This is a genomic window from Klebsiella sp. 18074, assembly GCF_902705905.1.
Classification (GTDB): domain Bacteria; phylum Pseudomonadota; class Gammaproteobacteria; order Enterobacterales; family Enterobacteriaceae; genus Klebsiella; species Klebsiella terrigena.
Genome location: NZ_CACSIS010000005.1, coordinates 143,911 through 157,596, shown reverse-complemented (window position 1 = coordinate 157,596; position 13,686 = coordinate 143,911). Strand labels below are relative to the sequence as shown.

Here is a 13,686-nt window from a genome sequence, read left to right as displayed (position 1 = left end):
GCTGGTTGAAACTGTAGACTTAGCATAATCATCTGCTTTTACGATCCCGCCTTGCTTTAAAACGTTATAAGCGTTTAAATTGCGCCCCATGCAGTCGTAGACAGACTGCTTTTGCGTGGTATTTCAAAAAACAATTCTTTCCCACGCCGCTTCGGGAGCATATCTCGCTGAATTTCCGGCAATAGCCGCTGTATCATCCCTAAGGGAAGGCACGGTATTTTTCCGTTTAACACCACCACATCCACAGGCAGTATGAATTTATGACCCATCAGTTAAAATCTCGCGACATCATAGCGTTGGGCTTTATGACCTTCGCGCTGTTCGTCGGTGCAGGCAACATCATCTTCCCCCCAATGGTTGGTTTACAGGCTGGTGAACACGTCTGGACCGCCGCTATCGGCTTTCTGATCACCGCCGTGGGTTTACCGGTGCTGACGGTCGTGGCGCTGGCGAAAGTCGGCGGCGGCGTTGAAAGCCTGAGCACCCCGATTGGCAAAGTGGCGGGGATTCTGCTGGCCGTCGTCTGCTACCTGGCGGTAGGACCGCTGTTTGCGACTCCGCGTACCGCGACGGTCTCCTTTGAAGTGGGGATTGCCCCGCTGACCGGCGACGGCGCGATGCCGCTGCTGATTTATAGCGTCATCTATTTCGCCCTGGTGATCCTGGTTTCGTTATATCCCGGCAAGCTGCTGGATACCGTCGGCAATTTCCTCGCTCCGCTGAAAATCATTGCCCTGATTATTCTCTCCGTCGCGGCGATTATTTGGCCGGCAGGCCCGATCAGCAATGCGCTGGAGGCCTACCGCACCGCGCCGTTCTCAAACGGCTTCGTCAACGGCTATCTGACGATGGACACCCTCGGCGCGATGGTCTTCGGGATCGTCATTGTTAACGCCGCCCGCTCTCGTGGCGTCAGCGAAGCGCGCCTGCTGACCCGCTATACCGTGTGGGCCGGCCTGATGGCGGGCGTTGGCCTGACGTTGCTGTACCTGGCCCTGTTCCGCCTCGGCTCCGACAGCGCGACCCTGGTCGATCAGTCGGCTAATGGCGCAGCCATTCTGCACTCGTACGTCCAGCACACCTTCGGTGGCGCGGGAAGCTTTATGCTGGCGGCGCTGATTTTCATTGCCTGCCTGGTGACCGCGGTTGGCCTGACCTGCGCCTGTGCGGAATTTTTCGCCCAATATCTGCCGTTCTCCTACCGCTCGCTGGTGTTTATTCTCGGCATTTTCTCGATGGCGGTCTCCAACCTCGGTCTGAGCCACCTGATTCAGATTTCGATCCCGGTGCTGACGGCTATCTATCCGCCGTGTATCGCACTGGTGGTATTAAGCTTTACCCGCAACTGGTGGCATAATTCGTCCCGCGTTATTGCGCCGGCCATGTTTATCAGCCTGATGTTTGGTATCATTGACGGCATTAAAACGTCGGCCTTTGCCGATATGCTGCCGGCGTGGACCGCGCGCCTGCCTTTGGCAGAGCAGGGTCTGGCCTGGCTCATGCCGACCGCCGTGATGGCGGTTCTGGCGGTGGTCTGGGATCGCGCAGCAGGGCGTCAGGTGACATCCAGCGCGCACTAGCCGACGTTTAAAAATCAGTGTTAAACCACGGGACTTCAGGTCCCGTGGTTTTTTGTTTTTCAGGTAATCCTCTTTTGATCTTCGCTCGGCGAAGGCTAAAGGAGAAAAACGGCATGGAATACGATGGAAAGTAGTAACAAACTTAAGCGCGGGCTAAGTACCCGGCATATCCGCTTTATGGCGCTGGGTTCGGCAATTGGTACCGGCCTGTTCTATGGCTCGGCCGATGCGATTAAAATGGCCGGCCCGAGCGTGCTGCTGGCCTATATTATCGGCGGCGTGGCGGCGTACATTATTATGCGCGCGCTGGGCGAGATGTCGGTGCATAACCCCGCCGCCAGCTCATTTTCACGCTACGCGCAGGACTATCTCGGCCCGCTGGCGGGCTATATCACCGGCTGGACCTACTGCTTTGAAATTTTGATTGTCGCCATCGCCGACGTGACGGCCTTCGGCATCTATATGGGCGTCTGGTTCCCGACGGTCCCGCACTGGATCTGGGTGCTCAGCGTGGTGCTGATTATCTGTGCCGTCAATCTGATGAGCGTGAAGGTGTTTGGCGAGCTGGAGTTCTGGTTCTCCTTCTTTAAAGTTGCCACCATTATTATCATGATCCTCGCCGGTTTCGGCATCATTATCTGGGGCATCGGCAACGGCGGCCAGCCGACCGGCATCCATAATCTGTGGAGCAACGGCGGCTTCTTCAGCAACGGCTGGCTGGGAATGGTGATGTCGCTGCAGATGGTGATGTTCGCCTACGGCGGGATTGAAATCATCGGTATTACCGCCGGGGAAGCGCAGGACCCGGAGAAATCCATTCCGCGCGCCATCAACTCGGTCCCGATGCGTATTCTGGTGTTCTACGTCGGCACGCTGTTCGTGATTATGTCTATTTATCCGTGGAACCAGGTCGGGACTAACGGCAGCCCGTTCGTCTTAACCTTCCAGCATATGGGCATCGCTTTCGCCGCCAGCATCCTCAACTTTGTGGTGCTGACCGCCTCGCTTTCGGCGATTAACAGCGACGTGTTCGGCGTCGGGCGCATGCTGCACGGCATGGCCGAGCAGGGCAGCGCGCCGAAAATGTTCGCCAAAACATCGCGCCGCGGCGTGCCGTGGGTGACGGTGATGGTGATGACCATCGCGCTGCTGTTTGCGGTCTACCTGAACTACATCATGCCGGAAAACGTCTTCCTGGTGATCGCCTCCCTGGCAACCTTTGCGACGGTGTGGGTGTGGATTATGATCCTGCTGTCGCAGATTGCCTTCCGCCGCCGTCTGCCGCCGGAAGAGGCCAGGGCGCTGAAGTTTAAAGTACCGGGCGGCGTGGCGACCACGGCGGTAGGCCTGGCGTTTCTCGTCTTTATCATTGCGCTGATTGGCTACCATCCGGATACGCGTATTTCCCTGTACGTCGGCTTCGGCTGGATAGCGCTGCTGCTGGTCGGCTGGAAGCTGAAAACCCGCCGCGACCGTCAGCTGGCGCAGGCCCGCTAGGCGGGCCGCTCGCCTGCCGGATATGCGCGCGCTATCCGGCAGGATATTTGCGCTTTTCCGATATCCTCCTCCGCTCTCCTCCCCCAATAATTGTGCCGATGATGAGTTATACCCCTGGGCGCTGTGGCAAGGTGTGCCCATTCTGTACAGAGAGGAATAACGATGTTGAAGGCATGGCACCTGCCTGTTGCCCCGTTTATCAAGGAGCAGCAGGGACGACTCTTTATCACCCTATGGGTCAGCGGCGATGAGCTGCCGCAGCGCGTTACGCTGCGTGCGGAAGAAGACAACGAAGAGCTTTCGCTACCGATGCACCGCCTGCGCCAGGAGCCGCGGCCGGGCGTCGTCGCGTGGCGCGGCGAGATTAATCTGGCCAGCGGCCAGCCGCGTCGGCGCTATAGCTTTAAGCTGCTGTGGGCCGACCGGCAGCGCTGGTTTACCCCGCAGGGCTTTAACCGCTTCCCGCCGGCGCGGCTGGAGCAGTTTGCGGTCGATCTGCCGGACAGCGGCCCGCAGTGGGTTGCCGATCAGGTCTTTTATCAAATCTTTCCTGACCGCTTTGCGCGCAGCGAACCGCGCCAGGCCGAGCAGGATCGGCCCTACCATCACCACGCTGCGGGACAGGATATCGTTCAGAAGCAGTGGGATGAACCGTTAACCGGTGAGGCGGGCGGCTCAACCTTCTACGGCGGCGATCTGGACGGTATCAGCGAGAAGCTGCCGTATCTCAAGCAGCTGGGCGTCACGGCGCTGTACCTGAATCCGGTGTTTGTCGCGCCGAGCGTGCATAAATACGATACCGAAGATTATCGTCGCGTCGATCCGCAGTTTGGCGGGGACGCCGCGCTGCTGCGCCTGCGGCACAATACGCAGCGGGAGGGGATGCGCCTGATCCTCGACGGCGTGTTCAACCATACCGGAGATTCACACGTCTGGTTTGATCGCCACCAGCGCGGCACCGGCGGAGCCTGCCACAGCGCGGATTCACCGTGGCGCGACTGGTTCACCTTCTCCCCCGAGGGGGAAGCGCACAGCTGGCTGGGCTACGCCAGCCTGCCGAAGCTGGATTATCGATCGACCAGCCTGATCAACGAAATCTACGCCGGGGAAGACAGCATCGTGCGCCACTGGCTGAAGGCGCCGTGGAGCATGGACGGCTGGCGCCTCGACGTGGTGCATATGCTGGGGGAAGGCGGCGGGGCGCGTAATAACCTGCGCCATATCGCCGGTATAACCCAGGCGGCAAAGGAGACGCAGCCGGAATCTTTTGTTTTTGGCGAACATTTCGGCGATGCGCGCCAGTGGCTGCAGGCCGATGCCGAAGATTCGGCGATGAACTACCGCGGGTTTACCTTCCCGCTGTGGGGCTTCCTGGCGAATACCGATATCTCTTACGATCCGCAGAAGATAGATGCGCAAACCTGCGTGGCGTGGATGGATAACTACCGCGCCGGGCTGTCGCACCAGCAGCAGCTGCGGATGTTTAACCAGCTTGATAGCCACGATACGGCGCGCTTTAAGTCGCTGCTGGGTAAGGACGTTGCGCGTCTGCCGCTGGCGGTGGTCTGGCTGTTCTGCTGGCCGGGCGTGCCGTGCATCTACTACGGCGACGAAGTGGGCGTTGATGGCAATAACGATCCGTTCTGCCGCAAACCTTTCCCGTGGGACCCGGCTTTGCAGGACGCTACGTTACTGGGCCTGTATAAACGCCTGGCGAAGCTGCGCAAGGCGAACCAGGCGCTGCGCTACGGCGGGTGTCAGGTAATTTATGCCGAAGAAAACGTGGTGGTATTTGCTCGGGTGTATAAAAATCAGCGCGTGCTGGTGGCTATCAACCGCGGCGAAGCCTGTGAGGTGGTGGTGGAGGATTCACCGCTGCTGGACGTGGGTGAGTGGCAGCTCAAAGAGGGCAGCGGAGCGCTGCACGACGGCGTGCTGACGCTTCCTGCCATCTCGGCCTGCGTTTGGTTTAGCCGTCAGGGATAAAGCTGGTGTAGAAACGGCTCTTCGAGAATGGCTTCCCGCCACCAGCGCTGGGCCAGGCCGTCGTTATCCGTACGCCAGGCCATGTAGGCAATATCCTTTTCGCAAAAAGAGATGACGGTTTTCTCCACCAGCTCGCCGCTCGCCAGCCACGGCCGGGCGACGTGGCGGGGGAGAAAACCGCAGCCGATCCCGGCCCGCAGCAGCGCGACCTTGCTGGTAAAGTCATCGACGCGAATTTGCGACTGCTCGGTGAGAAGGTTGCTGTTGAGCGGGTGGCAGTGGCGGGCACTATCGCTGATCACCACCGCGCGATGCAGGCTGAGCTGCTTGTTGGCCAGCGGTTGTACCGTTTCTGCCAGCAGGTGGCCGGGCGCGACCATAAATACGTTATCCAGCGTGCCGAGCATTTTCCACGACCATTCGGCGGAGGTCGGCGGTTCGTTGATCGCGCCAGGAATGATATCCGCCCCGTTACGGGTCAGCTCTTCCCAGGCGCCCGCCAGCGTATGGTGGGTAAAATTGAGGCGGGTTTGCGGATTTTGCGCGTAAACGCGTCGATAAGTGGGAGTAGGCGATCGAAAGGGAAGGAGGCGTCCAGCGCGATGGCCAGATCCCGCTCCCAACCGGCATTCAGCTGCAGCGCCTGCTTTTCCAAATCCTTTGCCGCATTGAGCAGCAGCCGACCCTTTTCCAGCACCATTGTGCCGGTATCGGTAAACTTCGCCCGGTGTCCGCTGCGATCCAGCAGGGTGATACTGAGATCGCTTTCCAGCTTTTGGATCATGTAGCTCAGGGCGGCGGGCGTTTTATAGAGCGATTCCGCGGCGGTGGCGAAGGAGCCATGGATCTCCAGGGCATCGAGGATCTGCAGGACATCAAGATTCAGGCGCATCGGCGGCTTACCGGTAATAAATAATCCCTCTGTTTTACCGAAGCCAGTTGCTCAATATCAGTGAATAATTTAGAACCGTTACCCGCAATTTTTTGATAAACATCATTATCACCCTATTTACCAATAGCGGATTTTTTATTTCTTGCCTTTTATTTTTGAAATAAATCAGAAAAATTTCTTTAATAACTCGTTAGAAATTACTGACTATACTCACCATGCTTTATCCGTCAGGATCCAGACCCACAACAGCACTGATTGTATCTTTTTAACTTATTGATTAAAAAGGTATGTTATGTCTATCCGGGAACTGGTTGATCCAACCAACTCAACGCTTATCTTTATTAACCACCAGCCGCAGATGTCGTTTGGTGTCGCCAATATCGATCGCCATACGCTTAAAAATAATACCGTTGCGCTAGCCAAAGCGGGCAAGATTTTTAATGTTCCGGTGATTTACACCTCCGTGGAAACAAAGAGCTTTAGCGGCTATATCTGGCCGGAATTGCTGGCGGTGCACCCGCAGGTTAAACCGATATAACGTACCTCAATGAACTCCTGGGAAGATGCGGGTTTTGTTAAGGCGGTTCTGGATGCCCATCGTGACCCGCCTGTTTGCTGGCTGGTTAAAGAAAAACTGAGTCAGCCTCCTCAAGGAGAGCGTTATGTCACGAACTGCCACACTGATCCTGACCGATGGTCGGATCCACACCCTCGATCGCCAAAACCCGCTGGCCGACGCGGTAGCGATCGCCGACGGTAAGATCCTTGCGGCCGGGAGCCACGATCGGATCATGAGCTTTGCCGGCGAAGGCACGCAGATCGTCGATCTGCAGGGCCATACGGCGATCCCCGGGCTGAATGATTCCCACCTGCACCTGATCCGCGGGGGACTGAACTACAACCTTGAGCTGCGCTGGGAAGGCGTTCCGTCGCTGGCGGACGCGCTGTGGATGCTCAAAGAGCAGGCCGATCGCACGCCTTCGCCGCAGTGGGTGCGGGTGGTCGGCGGCTGGAGCGAATTCCAGTTTGCCGAGCGGCGCATGCCGACGCTGGAAGAGCTCAACCAGGCGGCGCCGGATACGCCGGTATTCGTGCTGCATCTCTACGATCGCGCGCTGCTTAACCGCGCGGCGCTGAAGGCGGTAGGCTATACCAAAGAGACGCCGGATCCGGCGGGCGGCGAAATTGTGCGGGATAGCAACGGCAACCCAACCGGGATGCTGATCGCCAGGCCCAATGCCATGATCCTCTACGCGACGCTGGTGAAAGGGCCGAAGCTGCCGCTGGAGCTGCAGGTGAACTCGACGCGCCAGTTTATGCGCGAGCTGAACCGTCTCGGGCTGACCCGCGCGATTGACGCCGGCGGCGGCTTCCAGAACTAGCCGGATGATTATGAAATTATTGAGCAGCTGCATGCTACCCAGCAGATGACCGTGCGCATTGCCTATAACCTGTTTACCCAGCGTCCGAAGCAGGAGCTGGATGATTTCGAACGCTGGACCGATATGCTGAAGCCGGGGCAGGGGACCGACTTTTTCCGCGCCAACGGCGCCGGCGAGATGCTGGTTTTTTCGGCGGCGGATTTTGAAGATTTACTGCAGCCGCGTCCGGATCTGCCGGCGGGAATGGAAGACGAACTGGAGCGGGTGGTGCACCACCTGGTTGAACACCGCTGGCCGTTCCGCCTGCATGCCACCTATGACGAATCCATCAGCCGGATGCTGGACGTCTTTGAGAAGGTGAACCGCGAGATTCCGTTTAACGGCCTGCACTGGTTCTTTGACCATGCGGAAACCATCACCGAGCGCAATATTGAGCGCGTGAAGGCGCTGGGCGGCGGGATTGCGGTACAGCACCGGATGGCCTTCCAGGGAGAATATTTTGTCGACCGCTACGGCATCGATGCGGTGAAGCACACCCCGCCGGTTGCGAAAATGCTGGAAATGGAGGTGCCGGTGGGGCTCGGCACCGACGCCACCCGCATGGCGAGCTACAACCCGTGGACCGCGCTCTACTGGCTGGTTTCCGGGCGCACCGTCGGCGGCATGACAATGTACGACGAGAGCAACCGCCTGCCGCGCGACGTGGCGCTGGAGCTGTGGACGGCGGGCAGCGCCTGGTTCTCCAGCGAGCAGGGCAAAAAAGGGCGTATTGAGCAGGATCAGCTCGCCGATCTGGTGGTGCTGTCGAAGGACTATTTCAGCGTGCCGGAAGAGGAGATAAAAGGCATCGAATCGGTGCTGACGGTGGTTGATGGCAAAGTGGTTTATGCCGCCGGACACTTCTCGCCGCTGGCGCCGCCGCCCATCCCGGTGCTGCCGGAGTGGTCTCCGGTGGTCAAGGTTCCGGGCCACTACCGCTCGGCGCCGCCCGCGGCGGCAAAAATCGGCGCCATCGTGCAGATGCACCAGTGCTGCGGCAGCTGCGGCGTCCACGGCCACCAGCACGATATTGCGCGCCGGTCGTCGATCCCGGTTGCCGATGAGCAGGCGTTCTGGGGCGTGCTGGGCTGCTCCTGCTTCGCGTTTTAGCCCCTGATTAACCAGCCTCCGGATCTGTCCGGGGCTGGGTTCTCCCTGAAGTGGCGTCGATAAATTGAAAATTGGCTAATAGCGGTTTTGTGAGCCAAACAGCTCAATGCGCCGCGCAATCATTTCGCGCACCGGTTTCAGCCCCTGGTTGATCACTTTACGCGGGTCGTTCACATCATGACCGGTATCGGCAGATAATATGGCCTGCACCTCCTGGCACCAGGCGTACATATTTTCGGTATTGACGTTAATTTTGGCCGTACCGCAGGCAATGGCCTTACGCATATCCTCGTCGGCAATGCCGGTGCCGCCGTGCAGCACCAGCGGAACCTTAACCCGCTCCGCAATCGCCTTCATCTCCGTAAACCCGAGCTTTGCTTTGCCTTTGTACAGCCCGTGGGTCGAACCTAACGCCGCTGCCAGACAATCGACCTGAGTTTCGCTAACCAGGGTGTAGCACTCCTGCGGGTCGGCATAAATTACCGTCGAGTTGACGATACCGTCTTCGCTTCCGGCGATGGTGCCCAGCTCGGCCTCAACCGAGATGCCCCTGCTGTGCGCCAGCTCGACCAGATGGCGGGTGATGGCCAGGTTTTCGCTGAACGGCAGGTGCGAACCATCAAACATGATGGAGCTAAATCCGGCCTCAATAGCCGCTTCGCAGGCTTCCCGGGTGGTCCCGTGATCGAGATGCAGGGCGACCGGAATATCAATGTGTAAATAATCAATCGCGTTAACCACGATGTCATGAATACATTTTAATCCCAGCATATGCTTAACGGTACCGCCGGAGACGCCTAAAATAACCGGAGAGCGCAGCTGTTGTGCGGTGCTTAATACAGCGCCGACCCATTCCAGATTATTAACATTGAACTGCCCTACGGCATAACCGTCCCGCAGGGCATGCTGAAGCATGTCCTTCATAGAAACTAACATGATCACCTCTCGATATTGATTAACGAAAATTATTCACCAAAATATTGCGTTAAGTTTCTTTCGTAGTTATTTAGCGAGTTATGGACGATGGCAAGGTCGGGCATTGATTCACGCACGCCCTTTTTCTCAATAGAGATTGCCGCGGTCAGGCTGGCAAACAAAATAATATTGTCGATATGCCACGAGTAGTGCACGCCATAGGTAAAGGCTCCGTGGAATACGTCCCCGGCGCCGGTAGTATCGACCACATTGCACAGCCAGGCCGGAACAATTTGCAGCATGCCACTTTTTAAGAACGCACAGCCTTTTTCCCCCAGCGTAATAAAGGCGTCACCGCGGCAAATTTTATTTAGCTCGATAAGCGCCGCTTTAATTCCTGCTTCGGTCTCGAGGGCGCGATAGCCCATATAGTCTCTGGCGAAATGCTCGCTAACAACGAAGTAATCGGTCCAGGCTGCCAGCTTAATATTGCTGGCGCGCAGCGAACCACCATCCATAACTACCTTTGCGGCCGGCAGTTTCTTGATGATATATTCGCTGAGTTCTGCTTCATGCCCATCAACTAATAGCGTTACTGGTTCCTCTGATTCAATGAGCCGCGCCGCTAAATCATCAATTTTCAGCTTCTGGTCGTAGGTCAACGAAGGCGGTGTTTGCATTTTACGGGTAATAATCGTCCTTGAGCCCGACAGGCGATTCACCAGCACCGACGCCAGCGGGGTGATCATTTCATCGGAGAAGACCACCTGGCTGGTATCAACCCCGGCCTCGGCAAACTCATCTATAATACGCTGGCCGTAAAGGTCCTTATTCAAATGGCCAATGTAGTAAACATCTTCCCCCCACAGGCCCAGCAGCCACGCTGCATTTGCTGCCGGGCCGCCGCCGCTCTCGATAAAGTCGTGGCAGAAATTTTTGGTATTCTCCTGCGGCCATTCGTTAAGAAAAAAGAACTGATCGAAACATGAAAACCCAATGGACAAGATAGCCATAACAACTCCTGATTATTTTGTCAGCTGCGGGAGGAAGTCCCTTCCCGCAGGGAAAAATGAAACCGCTTATTCATTTTTCTTATCCGCAGTGAGCTCCTCATAGCTGAGGGTGTCACCGACCACACGCACTGAACGCAAGCAGAATGGCACCAGCAGCGCGACCAGAAGCGCCAGGCAGATGAGATAAATCGTTATCTGACCAAACTGGGTGAAGGCATTACCGATGATGATGCCCCAGACCGCAAAGTCGAAGTCGGCGAAGGTGCTGTTCTCAAAGCCGAGGCTACCCAAAGCCGGAAGCAGCATCGCCGGAAGGAACGCAAGGAATATGCCGCCGATAAATGAGGCGATGACGCAGCCGCGTTTGCCGCCCAGCTTATCGGCAAAGACTCCGGAGGTTCCGCCGCAGAAGAAGTGCGGCACCATGCCGGGGATAATCAGCGCCATGCCAAATGCGCCGAGGAAAAGCATGCCCACCAGGCCGCCAACGAACGAGCTGATGAACCCCACGACAACGGCGGTTGGGCTAAAGGTAAAAAATACGGCACAGTCGACGGCGGGGATGGAGTTCGGTATCAGCTTCTGGCTGATCCCCTGGAACGCCGGGACGAGATCGCCGAGGATCAGCCGTACGCCGTTGTAGACGATGGCGACGCCGACCGCGAACTGCAGGCCGGTAAGGATAGAGAAGATCAGCATATTCTGGTCGGTTATCGTGCGCAGGTACTCCGTGCCCGCGACGGCGCTGCAGACGAAGTAGATAACAAACATCACGATCCCGGTTGTGACCGTGGTGTCGCGCAGAAAGCCCCATTTCTCTGAGATTTCGGTATCGGCAAATGAATTTGCCGGATTACCGGTTTTCGTGGCGATCCAGGCCGAGATGTAATAGCCCAGCGAGCCGAAGTGCCCCATCGCAATGCCGCCATCTTCGGTAACCTGTTTGGTGTAGCGTTGACCGATTGCCGGAGAAATGGCCGACCATGAGCCCAGCAGGAATCCGCCGATTAATACCAGCATCCAGCCGTGGAACTCTACCGCCTGCAGCACCGCGGAGAACAGGCAGGCCAGGAAGAAAGAGTGGTGCCCGGTGAGAAAGATATATTTGTACTTGGTGCAGCGGGCAATGAGCAGATTGAAAATAAAGCCTAAGAGCAAAATGCTCATGGTTTCCACGCCCAGCATTTTTTGCGCGACGGAAACAATGGCCTCATTATTAGGAATCACGCCGCGAATATTAAACCCGGCTTCAATAATGCCACCGAGAGGGTTGAGGTTTGCAACAATAACCCCGGCGCCGGCGCTTAACATCAAATAGCCTAATATTGGCTTTAAGGTGCCGGTCAGTAATTTATTACCTGGGGAGCGCAGTGCCACTAAACCGACAAATGCGATAATCCCCATCAGAAATGCGGGTTGACTAAATATTTCCGCTAAGAAGCTAAGAATAGCCTGCATGGTCGTTCCCTCAATAATGATTAAGAGTGAGTTGCAGCAATTTTGGTGAGTGCTTCAGTAATATCCTCGGCGATTTTTGCCTTGTGCACGTAGCTGCGAATAATTGCGACGTTACAGCGCGCAGGAAACTGGTTTGCCAGCTCTTTAATTGTGACGTAAAGGTCGGCTTTTTCTCCTACCGCGTTGGCAAAATCAACGGAGGCCACGTCGGCTTTAATACCTAATTCATCACATATTTTTTTGACATTATTCGCAGCCATTAATGAACTGCCAATACCGTTACCACAAACCGTTCTGATAACTAACATAATGACTACTCCATTTGCTTTTGGATGAAATGTAATACTGAATTGACGTCATGCTCCTGTTGAAGAAACGCGACAATATCTGACTCAATCAGCGAGGCTATCAGCTGGATCATTTTTATATGGCTATTAGCATCCGCCCCGGCGATGGCGATAATGACGTTCACCGGATCAAACTCCTCGTGGCCAAATGCGATCGGCTGTTGGGTGGTGACTAAGGAAAAACCCGTTTGCGATGCGCCCTTTTCCGGTCGGGCATGGGGCATCGCCAGGCCGTAGTCGATAACAATGGCCGGACCGAAATCCCGATACACCTCGACCATCGCATTAATATATTCCAGGCGACAAATATGTTGCCGGACAAGCAGCGTACCGGCGAATTCGATCGCCTGCTCGGCGGTGGAAATATTTTGCTTAAGCGCAATTAATGTAGGGTTAAAAATAATGTCCATCATCCGATCCTTAATGCGTTCGTATTCCTGAACTAGATCATGAACAAAGATATCAACAAAAATTAGGGCTCAGATCACATATGGATTTTTAAATATTGAACTCGATCACATCGAAGGGACTGGGGGAATATTTTCCCCGAAAAAATAAAATTTATTATATCGTTATATATCAGCCGGTTATGATTTATTACTTTTGCGGGAGAGGAGAAGGAAGGGGGAGGGAATGGGCCTGCGTCTTAATTTAAAATGAAAAAATGCAGCGCTTATCACAAATATCAGGGGGCTTTTTGAGCAAAGTTTGAACGGGATTACAAAAAAGGCGCGCCGGAGTGTTTTTAGCCCTTTGCGGTATCCGCTGCCTGTTTCCAGCAGTAAAAAAGGGAGGCCTAAAGCAACAAAAAAGGCTCGCCGCGGCGAGCCTTTTTAAGAACGGCGGCCGATTACAGGCTGGAAACGTTCTCGGTCAGGTATTTAGCGACGCCTTCCGGAGAAGCGGCCATCCCTTCTTTACCTTTTTCCCACTGTGCCGGGCACACTTCGCCGTGCTCTTCGTGGAACTGCAGCGCGTCAACCATGCGCAGCATTTCGTCGATGTTACGTCCCAGCGGCAGGTCGTTAACCACCTGGTGGCGAACAACGCCGTTAGCGTCGATCAGGAAAGAGCCGCGCAGCGCAACGCCTTCGTCCGGATGTTCGATACCGTAGGCCTTCTGGATTTCACGCTTGATGTCAGCAACCATCGCGTATTTAACCGGACCAATACCGCCCTGGTCTACCGGGGTGTTACGCCATGCGTTGTGAACGAATTCGGAGTCGAAGGAAACGCCAACAACTTCTACGCCGCGCTTCTGGAATTCTTCATAACGTTTGTCAAAGGCGATCAGTTCAGACGGGCAAACGAAGGTGAAGTCCATCGGCCAGAAGAACAGTACGGTGGCTTTACCGTTGGTGTGCTGTTTGAAGTTGAATTTCTCAACGATTTCGCCGTTACCTAAAACTGCTGCTGCGGTAAAATCCGGAGCCTGACGAGTTACCAGAACCATATGATTCTCCTGTT

At 55.9% G+C, this 13,686-nt stretch carries 9 protein-coding genes and 3 pseudogenes; 5 read left to right on the top strand and 7 right to left on the bottom strand.

Annotated features, from left to right (window positions below; all coding sequences use genetic code 11):
• Window positions 1-260 precede the first annotated feature (260 nt).
• The 3 genes from brnQ (at window position 261) to malZ (ending at window position 5,063) form a co-directional block, all read left to right on the top strand.
• Entirely contained in the window at window positions 261-1,580 is a 1,320-nt protein-coding gene (gene brnQ, locus GVK32_RS07220) for a branched-chain amino acid transporter carrier protein BrnQ (protein ID WP_159866658.1), read from the top strand.
• A 123-nt stretch (window positions 1,581-1,703) separates the two neighbouring features.
• Entirely contained in the window at window positions 1,704-3,077 is a 1,374-nt protein-coding gene (gene proY, locus GVK32_RS07215) for a proline-specific permease ProY (RefSeq protein WP_159866655.1), read from the top strand.
• A gap of 162 nt (window positions 3,078-3,239) precedes the next feature.
• A complete protein-coding gene (gene malZ, locus GVK32_RS07210; protein ID WP_159866652.1) occupies window positions 3,240-5,063 on the top strand; it encodes a maltodextrin glucosidase in 1,824 nt (607 codons plus the stop codon).
• Here the strand turns inward: malZ and GVK32_RS07205 are convergent.
• Window positions 5,054-5,955, bottom strand: a pseudogene (locus tag GVK32_RS07205) (LysR substrate-binding domain-containing protein). The gene malZ and the pseudogene GVK32_RS07205 sit on opposite strands and share 10 nt — an antisense overlap.
• Window positions 5,956-6,247: 292 nt before the next feature.
• On the opposite strand from GVK32_RS07205, the pseudogene GVK32_RS07200 reads away from it, so the two are divergent.
• Both GVK32_RS07200 and GVK32_RS07195 read left to right on the top strand, forming a co-directional pair.
• Window positions 6,248-6,490, top strand: a pseudogene (locus GVK32_RS07200) (hydrolase); the annotation flags it as partial.
• Between the two features lie 127 nt (window positions 6,491-6,617).
• Window positions 6,618-8,486: pseudogene (locus GVK32_RS07195) on the top strand (amidohydrolase).
• 75 nt (window positions 8,487-8,561) lie between these two features.
• Here the strand turns inward: GVK32_RS07195 and fba are convergent.
• From fba to GVK32_RS07165, 6 genes are all read right to left on the bottom strand, one after another.
• Window positions 8,562-9,422, bottom strand: a complete 861-nt coding sequence (gene fba / locus GVK32_RS07190; RefSeq protein WP_159866649.1) for a class II fructose-1,6-bisphosphate aldolase — start codon at window positions 9,420-9,422, stop codon at window positions 8,562-8,564.
• A gap of 29 nt (window positions 9,423-9,451) precedes the next feature.
• Entirely contained in the window at window positions 9,452-10,414 is a 963-nt protein-coding gene (locus GVK32_RS07185) for a carbohydrate kinase family protein (protein ID WP_159866646.1), read from the bottom strand.
• A gap of 66 nt (window positions 10,415-10,480) precedes the next feature.
• Window positions 10,481-11,872: a PTS ascorbate transporter subunit IIC gene (locus tag GVK32_RS07180; RefSeq protein ID WP_159866643.1), complete on the bottom strand. Its 1,392-nt coding sequence runs from the start codon at window positions 11,870-11,872 to the stop codon at window positions 10,481-10,483.
• A 20-nt stretch (window positions 11,873-11,892) separates the two neighbouring features.
• A complete protein-coding gene (locus GVK32_RS07175) occupies window positions 11,893-12,180 on the bottom strand; it encodes a PTS sugar transporter subunit IIB (RefSeq protein ID WP_041144277.1) in 288 nt (95 codons plus the stop codon).
• A 5-nt stretch (window positions 12,181-12,185) separates the two neighbouring features.
• Window positions 12,186-12,629, bottom strand: a complete 444-nt coding sequence (locus GVK32_RS07170; protein WP_159866801.1) for a PTS sugar transporter subunit IIA — start codon at window positions 12,627-12,629, stop codon at window positions 12,186-12,188.
• A gap of 440 nt (window positions 12,630-13,069) precedes the next feature.
• The gene (locus GVK32_RS07165; RefSeq protein WP_004858569.1) at window positions 13,070-13,672 is read right to left on the bottom strand and encodes a peroxiredoxin; all 603 of its coding nucleotides are present in this window, start codon (window positions 13,670-13,672) and stop codon (window positions 13,070-13,072) included.
• Window positions 13,673-13,686 lie beyond the last annotated feature (14 nt).